Below are 17,828 nucleotides of genomic sequence, written 5' to 3'. Positions count from 1 at the left end.
CATTTTATTTTGCGTCTTTCCAGATACCACGCGTGTCGACCAGCACTTGCCTGCCGCCAAGCTCGGGCTTCAAGTTTTTGAACTCCGCATGATCGACAAGCAGGACGAGGACGTGAGCCTCCGCAACCGCTTCATCCAGTGTGGACAATGTCACTCTTTCCGCCGCCAGCTCATCGGGCAACCTTTGAAGGTTCGGTTCCACGATCGCGATTTTTCCGTGGTGGCAATTCGCGAGCGCCTGCGCAACTTCAAGGGCCGGGCTTTCGCGCAAGTCGTCAATATCCGCCTTGTACGTAATGCCGAGGCAAGCAACACTAATTTCCTCGGCGGGGACACCCGAACGGGCCAGCGCTTCGACAGCCTCACCGACCTTGCGAATCACCCAGTCCGGCTTCGCGTCGTTGACACTGCGTGCAGCCCGAATGAGCTTCGCGTCCTGCGGTGCGCCGTCCACGATGAACCATGGATCGACCGCAATGCAGTGCCCCCCCACGCCGCACCCCGGCTGCAGGATATTGACGCGGGGGTGTCGGTTGGCTAGCTTGATCAGTTCCCAAACGTCGATACCTTGCTTGTCGCAAATCATCGACAGTTCATTCGCAAAGGCGATATTGACGTCACGGAAACTGTTTTCAGCAAGCTTGCACATTTCTGCAGTGCGAACATCCGTGACAATGCAGTCGCCTTGTACCACCAAGCTGTAAAGCGCAATCGCCGCCCTGGAACAACTCGCGGTCATGCCGCCGATCACACGGTCGTTCACGACCAACTCATGCACGATGCGGCCAGGTAGAACGCGCTCGGGACAGTGAGCGATGCGAATATCGGATGCGTCCCCAGTCTGCTGCGGAAACGTGAGGTCCGGGCGGATTTCCGCCAACCAGTTGGCCAGCAATTCGGTCGCACCGACCGACGACGTCGATTCGAGAATGACCAAGTTTCCCTTGGCCAGCACAGGCGCAATCGAGTTGGCAGCAGCCTCGATGTAGCTCAAATCCGGCCTTCGGTCTGCCGTCAGCGGCGTCGGCACGGCAATGATGAACGCATCGGCAGGCTCGACGCGTGTCGTCGCGCGTAGATAGCCGGCACCCACCGCGGCGCGAACCAGAATATCGAGTTCTGGTTCGACAATATGGATATTCCCCCGATTAATGGTATCGACGACATGCGAAGACACATCGACGCCAATAACCCGCATCTTTCGCGACGCAAACAACGTAGCGGTCGGCAGGCCTATGTAACCGAGGCCAATTATCGAAACCGTATTCAACATGCGTTCACCAAAATATCGCGGATGCGGTGGGCAGCATTGCCATCACCATAAGGGTTGGCCGCCCGGGCCATGGCGGCATATCCGATCGGATCGTCGAGAAGTCTGCTCGCCTCAGCGACGATCGCTGCTTGGCTAGTACCGACAATCCGCACCGTGCCGGCAGCCACCGCTTCCGGACGCTCCGTGGTCTCACGTGTCACAAGCACCGGCTTGCCCAAGGCCGGTGCCTCCTCCTGAATTCCACCCGAATCCGTAATCAGCAGCGCGGCTCTGTCCATCAGGTAGACGAAGGGCAGATAGTCCTGCGGCTCCATCAGATACACGCCCGGAACGTCGCCGAGAAGGCGATATACACACTGTCTCACCCGAGGATTGAGATGGACCGGAAAGACGATTTCCACATCGCCACGCCGGGCAATTTCTCGCAACGCGTGACACACGGAGTCGAGGCCACCGTCCAAATTCTCTCTGCGATGTCCGGTGACAAGAATCAAACGCTTCTTTGGATCGAGAAAGCAGAAACGCGAATCAAGCTCGCTGCGCTGTGCCGTGCCGTCACGCATCTTTGCTGCAGTGTTCAGGAGGGCATCGATAACAGTGTTGCCGGTTATGTGGATATTCGATTCAGCAATGCCTTCCCGCAGCAGATTGTCACGAGCGCTGGATGTCGGCGCGAAATGGTATTTGGCCAGAACGCTCGTCAGCCTGCGATTTGCCTCCTCCGGCCAAGGAGCCAGCATGTCACCGGTCCGCAGACCAGCCTCGACGTGTCCGACTTCGATCTGTCGATAGTGTGCGGACAGAGCCGCGGCAAGCGTGGTCGACGTGTCGCCCTGCACCAAAACCAGATCCGGCCGAGCCTCGCTCAATACGACGTCGAGGCCAACCAGCGCTCTGCTCGTCATTCCGGTCAGCGTTTGATCCGGTGCCATGACGTCAAGATCGTAATCGGGACAAATGCCGAAAAAATCGAGCATCGAGTCAAGCATCTGACGATGTTGTGCCGTAACGCAGACTTTCGTCTCGATCCCAGGTTCGTTCCTCAGTACACCGACCAGTGGTGCCATTTTTATCGCTTCTGGCCGGGTTCCAAGGATAATCAAGGCCCTCATTGAATCCCCCGAAATTCAATCTACGTGATCACGAATGATGCTTTCCAGCAATTTCAAAACACCAATCAATGAGGCAGCAAGCAGCAGAGTCAGAAATGCGTTATAGAGTCGCTTCGGCTGCAATGGATAGCTCGGTCGGGTCGGTGCTTGCAGGATTGAAACCATCTTGAGCGTGCGGGCTGCGTCCATCCGCCCTTTCTCAAGGGCCGAAAGCGCGGTTTTGTACATGTCCTGTGCAAAGCTCACCTGCATCTGCAAGCGCTGAAACTCGTCTACGGTGTAGTTGAGCGTTCCTTTCGACGGTGACGCCAGTTCAGCCCGCTTCTGGGCGATCTGCTTTTGAAGCGCGTTGAGGTTGTTCCGAAGCATCACCACGGTGGGCTGATCCGGACTCAACGTCGGAGGTAACGAAGCAATTTGCGTCTGCACGTCAACCTTCTGCGCTTCGAGCTTGTCGATCAGCGCATTCTGGCTCTCGGCCGTTGCCTGTGGCGCCATTAACCCCTTGCGGTTCTGAAAATCGATCAGCGTATGCGTCGCATCTAGAAGACCGCCATGCGCAAGCTTCACTTGCCGCTCGAGGAAGCGCACCTGCGACGAAGCCAACTCATGATCAATCTTATTCATGTGTGCTTCACCTTCGTGAACCATGAAATTGACGATTTCCTGCGCAGTTTTCGAATCATAGGCTTGTGCCTGGATACGCAGTACGCCGCTGTAGTCGTCGTACTCGACATCGATACGTGACAGCCAGTAGCGATAGAACCACTCCATCGGTGCATTCTTGAACCACATCCGCGAAATGAGATCTCGATGCCCATCGCTGAAATGAGAGCGCAAGTCCAAAGCGGCATCCAGCTTCTCAAGAACATCTTCCGACAGAAGATATTCGCGCAACAGCAGTTGATCGCCGCGATTGGGACCACCAGCACCGGAAACGAGCGTTGATACGTCGATACTTGGGCTGCTGATCTGATCGGTGGATCGGATGATCACATTGGCATCCGACACAAATCGATCGGAAGCGATGAACAGCCAATACGCGGTGGCAAGCACCGCATAAATCAAGATCACCTTGATAATCAGTCGAAATGCCCCCATCGAAAAAAGCGTCGACTTCCCTTTTCCATACGCTGCAGCCAGCTTGGCACCAATGCGCCCACCTCTGCTCACTGTTAGTTCCTTCATACCAAGATAGCTTCCTTATAAGCCCTCAATGCTTCATCAAGTTCATCGAACCAATATGCCTTACCACCATTGATCCAGATACCGGACTGGCAAAACTGTTTTAGCGTGCCTTCGTCATGAGACACCATGATCACGCTTGCCCGATCAACTCTACTCTTGAAAGCATCAGCAGCCTTTTTTCTAAATCTAGCATCGCCTGCAGCCGTCACCTCGTCTGAAATATATACATCAAACTCGAAAGCAATCGACAGTGCAAACTGGAGACGCGATCGCATCCCAGACGAATACGTCTGCACGGGCTCATCGAATGAATCACCCAGTTCGGTGAAGTCCTGAATAAACGCGAGTCGATCCTTCAACTCTTCTTCACGGCCGTACACCCTGCAAACGAATTTCGCATTCTGACGCCCGGTCAGCGTCCCTTCCAACCCCCCTCCACCTACCGGCCAGGACACGCGACAACGCCGTTCGACCCGTCCTTTGGTCGGGTAATCAACGTTCCCAATAATACGCAGCAGCGTCGACTTTCCTGCACCGTTCACACCGATCAGAGCAATATTCCGTTTTGGTGGGATCGTCATGCTGATACCCTGCAATACCCATTTGCCAGCCCCGTGCTCTGTCAGATATCGCTTATGAACATCTTCGATAATGATCATTTCATCACCAGCTTTTTTGCAAATCGCCGATAGAGCATCAGACCCGCAAGCAAAAATACGATCCCGCCTTCATATAGATAGGCAAGACTCACTTCGGGCAGTGTGTGATATGAGGGCAAAAATCCGAGCCGCAGCAATTCAACGCCATGGACAACCGGATTTATCAGCAATATTTCACGATAAGGCGTTGGCACCAGTGCAATCGGAAACATCGCCCCGGAGATGTAAAACAACGGCAGAAAAAGTATTTTGAAAACGTGATCGAGTTCCGGAACGAATTTCATCGCAACCGAAGTAATCAGACCAAAGCCTAGCGCAAACAACCACAGTCCAAAAATGCTGGCCATCATCAGCAACGGATCTACCGGCAGAAAAACCGGGTTAAGCATACCCGGCGTGATCATTCGGCCCGCAGCGATAGCGATGAAAAAGATGATGATTGAAACCGGAATCATCAAAAATAACTCGAGAACGGCCCGCATGAACGCCGCATCGAATGGCTTGACCTGCCGGTAGACGAAGAAGGCCTTGTTGCAGTCGATTCCATGCAATACCTGGACCCAAGTACGCCGCCAGAGCAGGAATCCGATGAATCCCGCGATGATCCACATGGTTATCTCGATTCCACCAATCTGGTGAATGTGGAATGTGATATATCCAAATGCGTGGATCGCGATATAGAACACGGGCTCGATCAACAACCACAACCACGCCGCACGCGCCTCGAACAACCGATCCAGTGCCTCGCGCAGGAACATGGCTCTCCAGACGGAGACCGTGACCTCGAACGGAGTACGCACCTTTCCCGACATGGCGCCTTACTCCAGTTCCCGATTGAGCGTCGCCGCCGGGCTGGCCACCATCACGACGAGCGTAAGGAACTTCTTGAATTCAACCTCGGGCGAGTTCGAGACGTAAATCACGTCGCGATTCTGAATCGGGAAGTTCTGCGTCACGAAGAATGCGGCGGGATCCCGCAGGTTGATCTCGTAGACCACGGGCACGGTGCCATTGATGGCCCTGACCGTCTTGTCCTTCGCATCGACCAGCTTCGCGTCTTCGAACCGGAACACGAACACGCCGCGCGCATCCGCACGGCTGTCGTTGAGCCCGCCCGAACGTGCGAGCGCCTGGGCCAGCGAAATGCCTTGTGCTTCGAACGGAATCTCATCGTTCTTGCCCGTTGCGCCCAACACCGAGAAGCTCTGCGACTGGAAGAGCGCCGTCACGACATCGCCCGGCTTGAGCACGACGTTCTGGTGCGGATCGCGAATGACCGAATCGAGCGGCATCGTCGCGGTGACACTGCCTCGCGAGAGCTGCACGGCCATGCGGTTGACCGACTGCTTCACGCCGCCGGCAAATGCCAGCGCATCGAGCAGACGCTCGCCCTTCGGGGTCAGCGGCATCAGCGCGCTCGTGTTGACTTCGCCTACGACCGTGATGTTCGACGCATTGTTCTTGGTGACGCTGACGAGCACCTGCGGCAGATTCGCCTTGCCCTTGAGATGGCTGACGATGCTCGCCTCGATCTGCGCTGTCGTGCGCCCTTTGACCAGGATCCGCCCCGCGAACGGAATGGTGATCGTGCCATCCGAAGCCACCATCTGGTTGGGCAGCGTGACGCTATTGGACGTGCTCGTCGTCATCGGCTGCGCGGGCGCCAGCGTACTGAACAGCATCGCCGGCGGTGCCTCCCAGATCGTCACTTCGATGACGTCGCCCGGGCCGATCAGATAATTGTTGGTAACCTCACTCTGAAAGATGTCCGCGAATTGGCCGAGCTTCTTGCTGTCGGCAAGTTTCCTCGCCAACGTATCGTTGACGTCCACCAGTTGAATACCTTCGATCCGCCCGCCCGTCTCGGGCACTTCCTGCACTTTCTGGCGAGACGCGCCGGACGCGGGAATCCAGTCCGGGAATGTCCCACACCCCGAAAGCGCCAAGGCGGCAAGAACGGAAATTGCCAATAAACTCTTTTTCATGGATCTTGAGGCCAAGACTTTTTACTATTGATTTGCAAGCGTCATTTCCCGGGCGCTCAATCAACGCATCCCCCGAACACCCGGTCGCTCTTTCGTCAGTCGATTAGCTCGATCAGGCCATCGACCTCTCAAAAATTCTTCACTTAAATTTGCATTCTTTCGGCCATTGGCGACCGAAAAAGCAACAAATCCCCTCTCTGTGACAGCAGAAGAAATGATGACTGCATGTCAATTTCCGCCACGGATACAGGCTCGATGGCGAACGAACTTCAGAAAACCACGGGAAATAACCAAAACAACGGCGCGCCTGAAAAACGCGCCGGCCTTGCCAGCCGGCTCTCTGCGCCTGTTATCGGGGTGATCGATCCTTCTCAAGCAATCGCACTGTCCACTCAGGTTCTCGCAATTTTCCGCGCGAGGTCTCCCAAACGCCGGCATTATCGCACGGAAGTCGGACGCGTCCGAATTCAGTCCGAAAACTACAGGATCAGTCCGCATCCGCGATCCCGTGGTAATAAGCGGTAATCGACTCGGATTGCACTCCGGATTTAACAATGCTCGTGTCGCCGCAAACGGCATGCGTCGCACCGATTGAAACGTGCTCGATACTGGCGTCCAAGCAAGCGCGGTGGTTGTCTCGGTCTCACAGGTCGGTTATAACCGTGCGACGAATATCGGCCGCACGCCATTCTTTAAACCCGCCTTGGAGCCCTGATGCTGAACCTGGAATCCGCCCAGCAATTCCTGATGACCCGCGGCCTCGACTTTGGCCTCAATCTCCTCGCCGCGATCGTGTTGTGGTTCGTCGGTCGCTGGGCGATCCGCATCGCCACGCGCCTGCTCGGCAAGGTCGTGCGCCGCAGCGGCAAGGTCGACCCGACGCTCACCGACTACCTGACCTCCGTGGTCGGCGTGCTGTTGACGATCCTGCTGATCCTCGCGATCCTGCAGATCTTCGGCGTGCAGACCACGTCGTTCGCCGCGCTGCTCGCCGGCCTCGGCCTCGCGATCGGCACCGCCTGGGGCGGCCTGCTCGCCCACTTCGCCGCCGGCGTGTTCATGCAGGTGCTGCGTCCGTTCAAGATCGGCGACGTGATCAGCGCGGGCGGCGTCACCGGCACGGTGAAGGAACTCGGTCTGTTCGGCACGACGATCATCACCGCCGACAACATCGTGACGATCGTCGGCAACAACAAGATCTTCTCGGACAACATCGCGAACTACAGCGCGACGCCGCATCGCCGCGTCGACCTGACCGCCAAGATTGCGAACAGCGTGGACGCGGTCGATGCAATCAACCGCCTGAAGTCACGGATCCAGCAGATCCCGAACGTGCTGCCCGATCCGGCGCCGGACGTGGGCGTGCTGCAGTTCACGCCGGAAGGCCCGCTGCTGTTCGTGCGTCCGTCGACGCAGCCGGAGAACTACTGGCAGGTGTACTGCGATACCAATCGCGTGATCCTCGAGACGTTCCGCGACGCGCAATACCCGACGCCCGAAACGCCGATCTTGCATCGCACGACCTGACGCATCGGTGTCGCCCGTCGGTCCGCGGGATTCTGACTGAAGCAGCCGGCGTCGAGCAGCCGGATCGGCCGATACCGCAAATCGGCAATCGGTCGGGCCGCACGGACGAAAAAAAAGCGTGGCAGCCGCCACGCTTTTTTATTGCGCCGAAGCGAACACGTGCGGCTCAGTGACCGCCAGCCTTCGGCGCTCCGTCCGATCGCCGCCCGCGCACCAGCTTCCACAGCGCGCCCAGCGCAACCGGCACGATCGCCGCACCGATCCCCGCCAGCACGATCACGTTCAGATACTGGCGGATGAACGGAATATTGCCGAAGAAGTAGCCGAGCAGCACCAGCAGCAGCACCCAGACCAGCGCGCCGATCACGTTGAACAGCTGGAAGCGCGCGACGCTCATCGACGACGCGCCGGCGACGAACGGCGCGAACGTGCGCACGACCGGGATGAAGCGCGCGAGCACGATCGTCTTGCCGCCGTGCTTGTCGTAGAACGTGTGGGTCTTCTGCAGCGCCGCGCGATCGAGGAAGCGCTCGAGCACCGGAATATGCGTATTGAACACCTTCGGCCCGATCCAGCGGCCGATCAGGTAGTTCACGGTATTGCCGGCAATCGCCGCGACCAGCAGCAGCACGATCAGCGCACCAACGTTCATGTCGCCCGTCGCCGCGAACGCGCCGCCGATGAACAGCAGCGAATCGCCCGGCAGGAACGGCAGCACGACGAGCCCGGTCTCGCAGAACACGATCAGGAACAGCACCAGATACACCCACGCACCGTACTGCCGGATGAAGTCGCCGAGGAACGCGTCGATATGCAGGACCAGGTTGACGAAATGAAGCAGCGTATCCAAATGCGATTCCTCGAAGGCGAAAGGGCCGGAACGGCCGAAAAAGCGGAAGTGCCCGCCGGACAAGGCGGCACGCGGAACGGAGCCATCATACCGAAACTACCTTAAGGCTCCGTGAAAAAACGTAACCGGCACCGCCCCGGCACGCCACCGCCGCCTCGCTATAATTCGGCCATGTCCGAAATCACCGAAACGGCCGCGGGCGCCGCGCCCGCCCCTGCTCCGCGCCCGCTGCGCGCGATCCAGCCCCTGCCCGACCAGTTGATCAGCCAGATCGCTGCCGGCGAGGTCGTCGAACGCCCGGCGTCGGTCGTCAAGGAATTGCTCGAGAACGCGATGGACGCCGGTGCGACGACGCTGCGCATCGTGCTTGAGGAAGGCGGCGTCAAGCGCATCTCGATCACCGACGACGGCTGCGGAATCCCGCCCGCCGAACTGCCGCTCGCGCTGATGCGTCACGCGACGAGCAAGATCCGCTCGCTCGAGGAGCTGGAGGCGGTCGCGACGCTGGGTTTTCGCGGCGAAGCCCTCGCGTCGATCGCATCGGTCGCCGAGATGTCGATCACGAGCCGCACGGCCGACGTCGCACATGCGACGAAGATCGACGCGACCACGGGCGCGCTGTCGCCGGCCGCCGGCGCGGTCGGCACGACGATCGAGGTGCGCGAGCTGTACTTCAACACGCCCGCGCGCCGCAAGTTCCTGAAAAGCGAGCAGACCGAATTCGGCCACTGCCTCGAAATGATCCGCCGCGCGGCGCTCGCGCGGCCGGACGTCGCGATCTCGGTGCTGCACAATGGCAAGGCCGTCGAGCACTGGAACGCGACCGAGCCCGCGCAGCGTGTCGCGAAGATTCTCGGCGACGGCTTCGCCACCGCGCACCTGCCGCTCGACGAGCAGGCCGGGCCGCTCGCCGTCTACGGCTGCGCGGGCCTGCCGACCGCGAGCCGCGGCCGCGCCGACCAGCAATACTTCTTCGTCAACGGCCGCTTCGTGCGCGACAAGCTGCTCACGCATGCGGTGCGCGCGGCGTACGAGGACGTCCTCCACGGCGACCGCTACCCGTCGTACGTGCTGTTCCTCGACCTGCCGCCGGAAGCGGTCGACGTGAACGTGCACCCATCGAAGATCGAGGTGCGCTTCCGCGATTCGCGTTCGATCCACCAGTACGTGTTCCACGCGGTGCAGCGCGCACTCGCGCGCCACGCGGGCGCGTCGCCGGAAACCACCGCGGGCGGCCATGCCGCGCAACTCTCTCCGGCGCCGAGCGGCCCCGCGTCGTTCCTGAATACGCCACTCGGCCAGGGCGCGGCCACCGGCACGGGCGGCAGCGGCTTCTCGTCGCCGTCATCGTCGTCGGGCAACACGTGGATGCGCCAGGCTCGCATGACGCAGGGCACATTGCCGGTCGCGCAACCGCTCGCGCTCTACGACGCGCTGTTCGGCCGCAAGGACACGAGTGCGGGCACGCCGGACGGCACGACGATCATCGCGCGCGATTCGGCGGATGCGGCCAATGCGCCAGCCGCGCCGCTGCCGGGCTTCGCCGCGTCACCGCTTGCCGCCACCGTACACGGCGAGCAGCCGCTCGGCTTCGCACTCGGCCAGATTCACGGAATCTACGTGCTCGCGCAGAATGCGCACGGCCTCGTGATCGTCGACATGCACGCGGCGCACGAACGGATCCTCTACGAACAGTTCAAGAACGCGCTCGCCGACCGCACGGTCGCGGTGCAGTCACTGCTGCTGCCGATATCGATGACGGCGACGCCGGTCGAGATCGGCACGGTCGAGGAAGAACGCGACACGCTCGAATCGCTCGGCTTCGACCTCGCGGTGCTGTCGCCGACGACGCTCGCGGTCCGCGCGGTGCCCGCGCTGCTGAAGGACGCTGATTTGCAGTCGCTCGCGCGCGCGGTGCTCGCCGACCTGCATGCGTTCGGCGGTTCACGCGTGCTCACCGAGCGCCAGCACGAGCTGCTCGGCACGCTCGCGTGTCACCACGCGGTGCGCGCGAACCGGCGCCTGACGCTCGACGAGATGAACGCGCTGCTGCGCCAGATGGAGGCGACCGAACGCGCGGACCAGTGCAATCACGGCCGGCCGACGTGGTATCAGCTCACGCTGAACGATCTCGACCGTCTCTTCATGCGCGGCCAATGAGCGCTTCACCGCAGTCTCGTCCAACGACGATCGCCTGCCTGCTCGGCCCCACTGCTTCGGGCAAGACGGCCGCGGCGCTGGCGCTCGCCGCGCGCCGTCCGATCGAGATCGTCAGCGTCGATTCGGCGCTCGTCTACCGCGACATGGATATCGGCACCGCGAAACCGACGCGCGACGAGCGCGCGAGCGTGCCGCACCACCTGATCGACATCATCGACCCGGCCGACGCCTATTCGGCGGCCGAATTCCGCGCGGACGCACTGCGCGTGATCGGCGAGATCGTCGCGCGCGGCCGCACGCCGCTGCTCGCGGGCGGCACGATGCTGTACTACAAGGCGCTGACGCAGGGCCTCAACGACCTGCCGACGGCCGATCCGGCCGTGCGCGCGGAGCTCGATGCCGACGCCGCGCGCGACGGCTGGCCGGCACTCCATGCGCGGCTCGCGCAGGTCGACCCCGCGACGGCCGCGCGGCTCGCCCCGAACGATTCGCAGCGGATCCAGCGCGCGCTCGAAGTGTTCCTGCTGAGCGGGCAGCCGATGTCGGCGCTGCTTGCCGCGCCGCGGCGAGCGGACGATGCGGCCGCCGCGTACCGCTTCGTGCCGGTGGCGCTCGAGCCGTCGGACCGTGCGGTGCTGCACGCGCGCATCGCGCAACGCTTCGACGCGATGCTCGACGCAGGCTTCATCGACGAAGTCGAACGGCTGCGCCGCCGCGAGGATCTGCATCTCGGCCTGCCGTCGATGCGCTGCGTCGGCTACCGGCAGGCATGGGAGTTCCTCGACGGCGACACCGACTACCGGACCATGCGCGACAAAGGCATCTTCGCGACGCGCCAGCTGTGCAAACGACAGATCACGTGGCTGCGCGCGATGCCCGAGCGGATCGTCGTCGACTGCATCGCGCCGGATTCGACCGACCGGGCGGTTGACGCGCTCGAACGCGTGCTGGACGGCCGTATCGAGGATCACTAACGGGGCCGGATCGGCGCGCGTCGCCCGCTGCACACGCGTGATGCCCCTGCCCCGCTCAGTGCGCGAGCATGACGAGATTCGCGTCCCGCGCGAGCTGCCATCGGCCATCCGACTTGCGGAAGATCGTCAGCGTATGGCCGGAGCGGCGCACGGCATCACCACCCGGCGGCGTCACATCGATCTCGATGAAATTACGCATGTACGCCCAGTCGCCCATCACGCGAAGTTCGTCGATCCGGTAACGGCCATCGACTTTCGGCCCATTGCCAGCCGCCGCATTTGCGTCGCGCGATGCGGCCGCGAACGCCGCCTTGTCGAACGGCGGCTTGCCGGCCACCATGAAAATCGCGTCGTCGGCGATCAGGTCGAGCACGGTGGCCAGATCGCCGCGCCGGCTCGACACGAACCAGGTTTCCACCAGATCGCGAATCGCGCGTTCGTCTTCGGTCATCGTCGTTGCTCCTTCGGCGGCCCGCCGATACGCCGGGCCACGCCAGAAAAAAAGCCGCCCGGATCGACTCCGGGCGGCTTTACTTGCTGCATCTTGCGTGCGGTGCGTCAGACCACGACCGTCTGCGCCTCGCCTTCGCGGCTCGCACGCACGGTGCCGATCTTCCACACCTGTTCGCCGGCGGCCGTCAGGTCGGCGATGGCCGCGTCGGCATCGGCCGCCGCGACGATCACGGCCATCCCGATCCCGCAGTTGAACACGCGGTGCATTTCGGCGTCGGCGACGCCGCCGTGCTCCTGCAGCCACTTGAACAGCGGCGGGAGCGGCCACGCGTTCTGGTCGAGCTCGGCCGTCAGGCCATCGCGCAGCACGCGCGGAATGTTCTCGACGAGGCCGCCACCGGTGATGTGGGCCATGCCCTTCACCGGCAGCTTCTGCATCAGCGCGAGCAGCGGCTTCACGTAGATGCGCGTGGGTGCCATCAGCGTGTCGGCCAGCGAGCGGCCGTGGAAATCGGCCGACAGGTCGGGGTTCGCGCGCTCGATGATCTTGCGCACGAGCGAGAAGCCGTTAGAGTGGATGCCGCTCGAAGCAAGGCCGAGCACCACGTCGCCCTCGGCGATCGTGCTGCCGTCGATGATCTTGCTCTTCTCGACCGCGCCGACCGCGAAACCGGCCAGGTCGTATTCGCCGTCCGGGTACATGCCCGGCATTTCGGCCGTCTCGCCGCCGATCAGCGCGCAGCCCGACAGTTCGCAGCCGTGCGCGATGCCCTTGACGACCGTTGCGGCCGTGTCGACGTCGAGCTTGCCGCACGCGAAGTAGTCGAGGAAGAACAGCGGCTCGGCACCCTGCACGAGGATGTCGTTCACGCTCATCGCCACCAGATCCTGGCCGACGGTGTCGTGTTTGTTCAGATGAAAGGCCAGCTTGAGCTTGGTGCCCACGCCGTCGGTGCCCGACACGAGCACGGGCTCCTTGTACTTCTTCGGCACTTCGAACAGCGCGCCGAACCCGCCGATGCCGCCGAGCACGCCGTCGCGCAGGGTTTTCTTCGCAAAAGGCTTGATCTTGTCGATGAGCGCGTCGCCTGCGTCGATGTCGACGCCTGCGTCGCGGTAGGACAGACCCTGAGCGTCGGGAGCGGATTTCGGAGGATTCATGGGGGAATGCGAGAAGGTCGGTAAAATGCGATTTTACCCGAAGCCGGCCCGTTGGCCGGAATTCCCAGCACCGAATCGTCAGGGATTGCATCTTGCTCGACACGTCCCCGTTTTCATCGCTACGCGAGCCGCGCCGAAACCCGCGCGCCGCCGTGCGTGCGGCCGCGTGTGCAGGCACCGGAGCAGCCCCCCGCGCGTGCCCGGCGTACGGCGCGCGTTTCATCAACCGACCCGCATTGTGACTGTTGTGTCCCGTCAACTGACGCTCGATCTCGGCACGCCGCCGCCCGCCACGTTCGACAACTTCATCATGAATGAGGAGAACGACGAGCTCATCTCGCGGCTCCAGAAGCTCGACCTCGCGCTCGCGGCGGGGCCCGTGCCGGACCGGTCGTTCTATATCTGGGGCGAGCCCGGCAGCGGCCGCACCCATCTGCTGCAGGCGCTCGTGAGCGACGCGTCGTACGGCAACGCGCGCTACCTGACGCCGCAAAGCCCGCTCGGCGCGTTCACGTTCGACGCGCGCATCGGCATCTACGCGATCGACGACTGCGACCGGATGAGCGACACGCAGCAGGTCGCGCTGTTCAACCTGTTCAACGAGGTCCGCGCGCACCCGTCGAGCGCGTTCGTCGCGGCAGGCCCGGCGGCGCCGCTCGCGCTCGACGTGCGCGAGGATCTGCGCACGCGCCTCGGCTGGGGGCTCGTGTTTCACCTGTCGCCGCCGTCCGATGCCGGCAAGATCGCCGTGCTGAAGCTCGCGGCGAAAGAGCGCGGGATCGCGCTCACCGACGACATCGCCGCCTACCTGCTGACCCATTTCCGCCGCGACATGCCGAGCCTGATGGCGCTGCTCGACGCGCTCGACCGCTTCTCGCTCGAGCAGAAGCGCGCCGTCACGCTGCCGCTGCTGCGCCGGATGCTGGCCCGCCCCGGCGATGACATCGCACCGCCGGGCACAGGCCCGAACCGCTTCGAGTAAAATGCGCATCCATGACTAATCTGGCACTCTTTGACCTCGATCACACGCTGATCCCGACCGATAGCGACCACGAATGGGGCCGCTTCATGGTGAAGCTCGGCATCGTCGACGCGGAAAGCTTCTCGCGTCAGAACGATCAGTTCTTCGCCGACTACAAGGCCGGCAAGCTCGACATCCATGCGTACCTGTGCGCGATGCTCACGCCGCTCGCGAAGTATTCGCGCGCGCAGCTCGCCGAATGGCACGAGCAGTACATGCACGAGGTGATCCGCCCCGCGATGACGCCCGCCGCGCTCGAACTCGTGCGCAAGCACCTCGATGCCGGCGACCTGTGCTGCGTCGTGACGGCCACCAACGAATTCATCACGCGTCCGATCGCGACCGCGTTCGGCGTCGACACGCTGATCGCGTGCGAGGTCGAAACGACCGACGGGCATCCCGATTCGCCGTACACGGGCCGGCCGACCGGCACGCCGAGCTATCGCGAAGGCAAGATCGTGCGCACCGAAGCATGGCTCGCATCGCTCGGCAAGCACTGGGACGACTTCGAACACAGCTACTTCTACAGCGACTCGCACAACGACATCCCGTTGCTCGAGAAAGTCACCGACCCGATCGCGACCAACCCCGACGACACGTTGCGTGCGCATGCAAGCGCGCGCGGCTGGCGCATCCTCGATCTCTTCTGAACGTCGTGATCAAAAAATTCATTCGCAAGCTGCTCGGCCAGGACGGCGCCGAACAAACGTCACCCGCCGAGGCGCCCGCCGCCGACACGGCCCTTGCCCAGCGCCCCGCGAAGGGTAGCCGCGGCGGCGCCGCCAGGAAGCCGCGCAGCAATCACGAACCGACCGTCGTGCCGGCCAGCGTGCACCAGATCGATCCGTCACTGATCTCGCGCAATGCCGTCCGCGTGACCGACACGCTGCAGCAGGCGGGCTTTCGCGCATTCATCGTCGGCGGCGCGGTGCGCGACCTGCTGCTCGGCATCGCGCCGAAGGACTTCGACGTCGCGACCGACGCGACGCCGACCGAAGTCCAGCGCCTGTTCCGCCGCGCGCGCCTGATCGGCCGCCGCTTCCAGATCGTCCACGTGCAGTTCGGCCAGGAACTGATCGAGGTGTCGACGTTCCGCGCACTGGTCGATGCGCCGCCCGAGGCTGCCGCGTCGGCCGAGCCGCCGAAGCGCCTGAAGCGCGACGAACTCGATCGCCGCACGCACGCGGTCGACGCCAGCGGCCGCGTGCTGCGCGACAACGTGTGGGGCGAACAGCACGAAGACGCCGCGCGCCGCGACTTCACGATCAACGCGATGTACTACGACCCGTCGACGCAGACGGTGCTCGACTACCACGACGGGATGGCCGACATGCGCGCCCGCCTGCTGCGGATGATCGGCGACCCGGCCACGCGCTTCCGCGAGGATCCGGTGCGGATGCTGCGCGTCGTGCGTTTCGCGGCGAAACTCGGCTTCGAGATCGAGCCGCATACGCGCGAGCCGATCAAGGCGCTCGCCGACCTGATCAACAACGTGCCGGCCGCGCGCCTGTTCGACGAAATGCTGAAGCTGCTGCTGTCGGGCCACGCGCTCGCGTGCCTGCAGCGGCTGCGCAAGGAGGGCCTGCACCACGGGCTGCTGCCGCTCCTCGACGTCGTGCTCGAACAACCGCAGGGCGAGAAGTTCATCACGCTCGCGCTGAACAACACCGACGCGCGCGTGCGCGCCGGCAAGACGGTATCGCCGGGCTTCCTGTTCGCGACGCTGCTGTGGCACGACATGCGCCAGCGCTTCGAGCAATACACGGCGGAAGGCGAATTCCCGGTGCCGGCGCTCCATCGCGCGATGGACGACGTCATCGACATGCAGACCGAGAAACTCGCGATCCACAAGCGCTACTCGGCCGACATGCGCGAGATCTGGGGCCTGCAGTTGCGCCTCGAAAAACGCTCGGGCCGCAGCGCGATGCGGCTGCTGGAACACCAAAGGTTTAGAGCGGGGTATGATTTCCTCCTGTTACGCTGCGAATCCGGCGAGCTCGATGCGGAAGTCGGACAGTGGTGGACGGATTTCATCGAAGGCGACGCGGCCGCGCGCGAGGCACTCCTCACGCAGGGCGGCTCGAAGGAAAAATCGCCCCGCAAGCGGCGCCGCCGCGGCGGTGCGCGAAACCGCAATCCGGGCGAAGGCGCCGCCGAGCAGGCGCCGGACACCGCGGGCGGTTCCGACGACTGACGCGCGCGCCGGCGAACGACGTAGGAAGTGATGCCATGACGGTTGCATATATCGGACTGGGGGCGAATCTCGGCGATGCGCGCCAGACCCTGAAGGACGCGGTGGTGTGCCTCGCGCAGCAGCGCACCATCTCGATCCTCGGCAAATCGAGCCTGTATCGCACGGCGCCCTTCGAAGCGGGCGGCGACGATTACTACAACTGCGTCGTCAAGCTCGACACGACGCTGTCGGCCCGTGAGCTGCTCGCGCTCTGCCAGAAGATCGAACATCACTTCGGGCGCGAGCGCCCGTATCGCAACGCGCCGCGCACGCTCGACCTCGACATCCTGCTGTTCGGCTCCGATTCGATCGACGAACCCGACCTGATCGTCCCGCATCCGCGCCTCACCGATCGCGCATTCGCGCTCGTGCCGCTCGTCGAGATCGAGCCGGCGCTCGACATCCCCGCGCGCGGCCGCGCCGATGCGTACCTCGCCTCTGTCGCGGATCAGCGCGTCGAGAAGGTGCAGACCTGTCAATGCCTGATGCAGAAGGCCCTTGCCGCCGGCGCTGACGCCGACAAGAACCGCTGCCGATGAACATCACTCCGCTGACCGTCACCGCGCCCGACCTGCGCGCCCCGCATCGCTATCTGGTGATCGAAGGGCCGATCGGCGTCGGCAAGACGACGCTCGCGCGCCTCTTCGCCGAGCGCTGGTCGATGCAGACGCTGCTCGAGCGCCCGCAGGACAACCCGTTCCTCGAACGCTTCTATCGCGACACCGCGCGCTACGCGCTGCCCGCGCAGTTGTCGTTCGCGCTGCAGCGCGCGCAGCAGGCGCGCGAACTGATCGGCGCGCTCGATACGGGCCGGCCCGTCGTCGCCGATTTCATGCCGCAGAAGAACGACATCTTCGCGCGGCTGAACCTGCCGGAAGACGAATGGCAGTTGTACCGGTCGATCGCGACGCACCTCGACGTCCCGCAAGCCCCCGCGCCCGATCTCGTCGTCTATCTGCAGACGAGCCCCGAGGTGCTGTTCTCGCGCATCCAGAAGCGCGGGCTGCCAATGGAGCTGCAGATCAGCGACGCGTACCTGCGCTCGCTCGTCGATGCGTACAACGAATTCTTCTATCACTACGACCGAACGCCGGTACTCACGGTCGCAGCCGAACACCTGAACCCGCAAGACTCCCCCGAAGACCTCGCGCTGCTGATCGAGCGCATCGACACGATGCGCGGCCGCAAGGAATTCTTCGTCAAGGGCGAAACGACGCGCTGACGCGTCCTCG

General features: G+C 62.9%; 18 protein-coding genes. 9 read left to right on the top strand and 9 right to left on the bottom strand.

Annotated features, from left to right (window positions below):
* Nucleotides 1-4 precede the first annotated feature (4 nt).
* Genes wecC through DIE11_RS14930 form a run of 6 tightly spaced genes read right to left on the bottom strand, consistent with a single transcriptional unit; the run spans nucleotide 5 to nucleotide 6,217 of the window.
* Nucleotides 5-1,273: a UDP-N-acetyl-D-mannosamine dehydrogenase gene (gene wecC, locus DIE11_RS14955; protein ID WP_124625004.1), complete on the bottom strand. Its 1,269-nt coding sequence runs from the start codon at nucleotides 1,271-1,273 to the stop codon at nucleotides 5-7.
* Nucleotides 1,267-2,385 carry a non-hydrolyzing UDP-N-acetylglucosamine 2-epimerase gene (gene wecB, locus DIE11_RS14950; protein ID WP_124625001.1) on the bottom strand — a complete coding sequence of 373 codons (1,119 nt, stop codon included), beginning with the start codon at nucleotides 2,383-2,385 and terminating at the stop codon, nucleotides 1,267-1,269. The genes wecC and wecB overlap by 7 nt, the downstream gene beginning before the upstream one ends.
* A 15-nt stretch (nucleotides 2,386-2,400) precedes the next feature.
* Nucleotides 2,401-3,573, bottom strand: coding sequence for a chain-length determining protein (locus DIE11_RS14945; RefSeq protein WP_260437111.1), 1,173 nt, complete (start codon nucleotides 3,571-3,573; stop codon nucleotides 2,401-2,403).
* Entirely contained in the window at nucleotides 3,570-4,232 is a 663-nt protein-coding gene (locus DIE11_RS14940; RefSeq protein ID WP_124624998.1) for an ABC transporter ATP-binding protein, read from the bottom strand. Before DIE11_RS14940 ends, DIE11_RS14945 begins: the two co-directional genes overlap by 4 nt.
* The gene (locus DIE11_RS14935; RefSeq protein WP_124624995.1) at nucleotides 4,229-5,044 is read right to left on the bottom strand and encodes an ABC transporter permease; all 816 of its coding nucleotides are present in this window, start codon (nucleotides 5,042-5,044) and stop codon (nucleotides 4,229-4,231) included. The genes DIE11_RS14940 and DIE11_RS14935 overlap by 4 nt, the downstream gene beginning before the upstream one ends.
* Nucleotides 5,045-5,050: 6 nt before the next feature.
* The gene (locus tag DIE11_RS14930; RefSeq protein WP_124624992.1) at nucleotides 5,051-6,217 is read right to left on the bottom strand and encodes a polysaccharide biosynthesis/export family protein; all 1,167 of its coding nucleotides are present in this window, start codon (nucleotides 6,215-6,217) and stop codon (nucleotides 5,051-5,053) included.
* 255 nt (nucleotides 6,218-6,472) lie between these two features.
* Between DIE11_RS14930 and DIE11_RS14925 the strand changes: the two genes are divergently transcribed.
* Complete coding sequence (locus DIE11_RS14925) at nucleotides 6,473-6,742, top strand: hypothetical protein (protein WP_124624990.1); 270 nt, start codon at nucleotides 6,473-6,475, stop codon at nucleotides 6,740-6,742.
* A gap of 189 nt (nucleotides 6,743-6,931) precedes the next feature.
* Nucleotides 6,932-7,744, top strand: a complete 813-nt coding sequence (locus DIE11_RS14920) for a mechanosensitive ion channel family protein (RefSeq protein ID WP_124624988.1) — start codon at nucleotides 6,932-6,934, stop codon at nucleotides 7,742-7,744.
* A gap of 166 nt (nucleotides 7,745-7,910) precedes the next feature.
* Here the strand turns inward: DIE11_RS14920 and DIE11_RS14915 are convergent, their stop codons facing one another.
* The gene (locus DIE11_RS14915; protein WP_124624985.1) at nucleotides 7,911-8,594 is read right to left on the bottom strand and encodes a DedA family protein; all 684 of its coding nucleotides are present in this window, start codon (nucleotides 8,592-8,594) and stop codon (nucleotides 7,911-7,913) included.
* A gap of 171 nt (nucleotides 8,595-8,765) precedes the next feature.
* On the opposite strand from DIE11_RS14915, the gene mutL reads away from it, so the two are divergent.
* Together mutL and miaA are read left to right on the top strand one after the other, a co-directional pair.
* Nucleotides 8,766-10,754: a DNA mismatch repair endonuclease MutL gene (gene mutL, locus DIE11_RS14910; protein WP_124624982.1), complete on the top strand. Its 1,989-nt coding sequence runs from the start codon at nucleotides 8,766-8,768 to the stop codon at nucleotides 10,752-10,754.
* Nucleotides 10,751-11,728, top strand: coding sequence for a tRNA (adenosine(37)-N6)-dimethylallyltransferase MiaA (gene miaA / locus DIE11_RS14905; RefSeq protein WP_124624979.1), 978 nt, complete (start codon nucleotides 10,751-10,753; stop codon nucleotides 11,726-11,728). The genes mutL and miaA overlap by 4 nt, the downstream gene beginning before the upstream one ends.
* A gap of 55 nt (nucleotides 11,729-11,783) precedes the next feature.
* Here the strand turns inward: miaA and DIE11_RS14900 are convergent, their stop codons facing one another.
* Nucleotides 11,784-12,179, bottom strand: a complete 396-nt coding sequence (locus tag DIE11_RS14900; protein WP_124624976.1) for an SgcJ/EcaC family oxidoreductase — start codon at nucleotides 12,177-12,179, stop codon at nucleotides 11,784-11,786.
* A 107-nt stretch (nucleotides 12,180-12,286) separates the two neighbouring features.
* On the bottom strand, nucleotides 12,287-13,342 hold the full coding sequence (gene purM / locus DIE11_RS14895) for a phosphoribosylformylglycinamidine cyclo-ligase (protein WP_059608307.1): 1,056 nt from the start codon (nucleotides 13,340-13,342) through the stop codon (nucleotides 12,287-12,289).
* 247 nt (nucleotides 13,343-13,589) lie between these two features.
* Between purM and hda the strand changes: the two genes are divergently transcribed.
* The 5 genes from hda to DIE11_RS14870 are packed head-to-tail and all read left to right on the top strand — an operon-like array spanning nucleotide 13,590 to nucleotide 17,818.
* Nucleotides 13,590-14,324, top strand: a complete 735-nt coding sequence (gene hda / locus DIE11_RS14890; protein ID WP_059608306.1) for a DnaA regulatory inactivator Hda — start codon at nucleotides 13,590-13,592, stop codon at nucleotides 14,322-14,324.
* A gap of 11 nt (nucleotides 14,325-14,335) precedes the next feature.
* Nucleotides 14,336-15,013 carry an HAD family phosphatase gene (locus DIE11_RS14885; RefSeq protein WP_124624973.1) on the top strand — a complete coding sequence of 226 codons (678 nt, stop codon included), beginning with the start codon at nucleotides 14,336-14,338 and terminating at the stop codon, nucleotides 15,011-15,013.
* Nucleotides 15,014-15,018: 5 nt separating this feature from the next.
* Nucleotides 15,019-16,557, top strand: coding sequence for a polynucleotide adenylyltransferase PcnB (gene pcnB, locus DIE11_RS14880; RefSeq protein ID WP_124624970.1), 1,539 nt, complete (start codon nucleotides 15,019-15,021; stop codon nucleotides 16,555-16,557).
* A gap of 35 nt (nucleotides 16,558-16,592) precedes the next feature.
* Entirely contained in the window at nucleotides 16,593-17,135 is a 543-nt protein-coding gene (gene folK, locus DIE11_RS14875) for a 2-amino-4-hydroxy-6-hydroxymethyldihydropteridine diphosphokinase (RefSeq protein ID WP_059465460.1), read from the top strand.
* Nucleotides 17,132-17,818, top strand: coding sequence for a deoxynucleoside kinase (locus tag DIE11_RS14870; RefSeq protein ID WP_124624966.1), 687 nt, complete (start codon nucleotides 17,132-17,134; stop codon nucleotides 17,816-17,818). The genes folK and DIE11_RS14870 overlap by 4 nt, the downstream gene beginning before the upstream one ends.
* Nucleotides 17,819-17,828: the final 10 nt, after the last annotated feature.

This window comes from Burkholderia sp. Bp9012 (assembly GCF_003853825.1).
Taxonomy (GTDB): Bacteria; Pseudomonadota; Gammaproteobacteria; order Burkholderiales; family Burkholderiaceae; genus Burkholderia; species Burkholderia diffusa.
Note: the sequence above shows the minus strand (reverse complement) of the source record. Positions and strands in the feature narration are given on the sequence as shown.

Bases quoted from the DNA above. Each gene is read 5' to 3' on its own strand.
- DIE11_RS14935 (WP_124624995.1), bottom strand. From the start codon at position 5,044: ATGTCGGGAAAGGTGCGTACTCCGTTCGAGGTCACGGTCTCCGTCTGG.
- DIE11_RS14920 (WP_124624988.1), top strand. From the start codon at position 6,932: ATGCTGAACCTGGAATCCGCCCAGCAATTCCTGATGACCCGCGGCCTC.
- wecB (WP_124625001.1), bottom strand. From the start codon at position 2,385: ATGAGGGCCTTGATTATCCTTGGAACCCGGCCAGAAGCGATAAAAATG.
- DIE11_RS14900 (WP_124624976.1), bottom strand. From the start codon at position 12,179: ATGACCGAAGACGAACGCGCGATTCGCGATCTGGTGGAAACCTGGTTC.
- DIE11_RS14945 (WP_260437111.1), bottom strand. From the start codon at position 3,573: ATGAAGGAACTAACAGTGAGCAGAGGTGGGCGCATTGGTGCCAAGCTG.
- wecC (WP_124625004.1), bottom strand. From the start codon at position 1,273: ATGTTGAATACGGTTTCGATAATTGGCCTCGGTTACATAGGCCTGCCG.
- DIE11_RS14885 (WP_124624973.1), top strand. From the start codon at position 14,336: ATGACTAATCTGGCACTCTTTGACCTCGATCACACGCTGATCCCGACC.
- DIE11_RS14925 (WP_124624990.1), top strand. From the start codon at position 6,473: ATGGCGAACGAACTTCAGAAAACCACGGGAAATAACCAAAACAACGGC.
- DIE11_RS14930 (WP_124624992.1), bottom strand. From the start codon at position 6,217: ATGAAAAAGAGTTTATTGGCAATTTCCGTTCTTGCCGCCTTGGCGCTT.
- DIE11_RS14940 (WP_124624998.1), bottom strand. From the start codon at position 4,232: ATGATCATTATCGAAGATGTTCATAAGCGATATCTGACAGAGCACGGG.
- DIE11_RS14870 (WP_124624966.1), top strand. From the start codon at position 17,132: ATGAACATCACTCCGCTGACCGTCACCGCGCCCGACCTGCGCGCCCCG.
- mutL (WP_124624982.1), top strand. From the start codon at position 8,766: ATGTCCGAAATCACCGAAACGGCCGCGGGCGCCGCGCCCGCCCCTGCT.
- miaA (WP_124624979.1), top strand. From the start codon at position 10,751: ATGAGCGCTTCACCGCAGTCTCGTCCAACGACGATCGCCTGCCTGCTC.
- purM (WP_059608307.1), bottom strand. From the start codon at position 13,342: ATGAATCCTCCGAAATCCGCTCCCGACGCTCAGGGTCTGTCCTACCGC.
- folK (WP_059465460.1), top strand. From the start codon at position 16,593: ATGACGGTTGCATATATCGGACTGGGGGCGAATCTCGGCGATGCGCGC.